Genomic DNA, 1,311 nt, shown 5'->3' on the forward strand with positions numbered 1-1,311 from the left:
CGACACCGTACGACGACTGGAAGAAGGCACCACCGACGCAGCGGCATCCGAACCGACGCTGTGGTGCCGATGGGGCACCTTCGCCACCAGCATGATCACAATCCTGTGCCGCGTCTCCGAACGGATCGACATCTTCGCGCCCATGGGCATCAACCCCGCCCTCACACCGCTCGGCGCCGACCGCTGCACCGCCTACGTGCTCGAAAGCACCACGATCGACCGCACCGACATCACCCTCCGCACGATCCCACGCAACGCGGGCTACTTCCCCGGCCTCGAACACCACCCACCGACCCGCTTCACCCTGACCGACGGCCCCGCAGTCGTCCACTACGCCTACCCGCACGCCGCCCACTTCACCGAAGAACCCGACCACCTGCTCGCGGCATACACCCTCTTCGAACAACTCGACCAGCTCGCCGACACCACCGGACGACGATGACCACCGCCGAACCCCGTACGAGCGTCACGACCGGGACCCGTCGACCCTCGACCGCGCCCCGGCGACGACACCCGACCGCATCCTGGGCGACACAGTGCCATCAGTAAACGCACGTCCCGCGGATGACCAGACCGACAACGACGCCGCCCGCCTGTTGTCCGGCCGCCTGGCCCTCGCCTCGGCGGTGACCCCTCCCACGCCGCCCAGCCCACAGGAGAAGTCGATGGAGACCGACGAACACACCACCACGCCGCGGATGACCACCGCCCGCAGCCGCGAACTCGGCGAAGAACTGCGCCGAATCCGCCACCGCGCACGACAATCATCCGCGGACACCGCCGCAGCACTCGGATGGTCGCTGGGCAAACTCAGCAAACTCGAGACCGGCAGCCGAGGCACCAGCCCCTGGGAGATCGGCGTCCTGACCGGCCGACTCGGCGCCGACAAACCCACCCGCGGGAGATCGGCGTCCTGACCGGCCGACTCGGCGCCGACAAACCCACCCGCGACCGCATCCTCGCCATCGCCACCGAACCCGACACCGGCAGCTTCCTCCGACCACACGACAACCACCCCGACACCCTCACCGCCCTACGCCAGAACGAACACGCCGCCCTCACCATCACCACCTACCAACCCCTCACCATCCCCGACCTCGCCCAAACCGAGAACTACACCCACGCCCTCACCGGCGACCCCACCCTCACCCGGAACCGCGCCACCAGGCAGGAAATCCTGCACGGCGACACACGCCCCGACACCGTCATCTACATGCACGAAGCCGCCGTGCGCTCGACGGTCGGAACCCCGACGGTCATGCGGGACCAACTGCGGCACCTCACCCAGATGTGCGACCGGGCACGCACCTC

3 protein-coding genes are annotated in these 1,311 nt (G+C 68.5%); all 3 read left to right on the forward strand.

Annotated elements, in window-relative coordinates; genetic code table 11:
* Window positions 1-91 precede the first annotated feature (91 nt).
* A complete protein-coding gene (locus ADK67_RS09795; RefSeq protein WP_157620058.1) occupies window positions 92-442 on the forward strand; it encodes a Scr1 family TA system antitoxin-like transcriptional regulator in 351 nt (116 codons plus the stop codon).
* Window positions 443-698: 256 nt separating this feature from the next.
* Window positions 699-917 carry a helix-turn-helix domain-containing protein gene (locus tag ADK67_RS55310; RefSeq protein WP_442974121.1) on the forward strand — a complete coding sequence of 73 codons (219 nt, stop codon included), beginning with the start codon at window positions 699-701 and terminating at the stop codon, window positions 915-917.
* Between the two features lie 170 nt (window positions 918-1,087).
* Window positions 1,088-1,311 (forward strand): Scr1 family TA system antitoxin-like transcriptional regulator (locus ADK67_RS55315; RefSeq protein ID WP_442974122.1); only part of this gene is annotated, 224 nt, incomplete at its 3' end.

It is taken from the genome of Saccharothrix sp. NRRL B-16348 (genome assembly GCF_001280085.1).
Taxonomy (GTDB): Bacteria; Actinomycetota; Actinomycetes; order Mycobacteriales; family Pseudonocardiaceae; genus Actinosynnema.

What these genes read in the sequence shown, in the direction of transcription:
- ADK67_RS09795 (WP_157620058.1), top strand. Translation starts at nt 92, where the DNA reads ATGATCACAATCCTGTGCCGCGTCTCCGAACGGATCGACATCTTCGCG.
- ADK67_RS55310 (WP_442974121.1), top strand. Translation starts at nt 699, where the DNA reads ATGACCACCGCCCGCAGCCGCGAACTCGGCGAAGAACTGCGCCGAATC.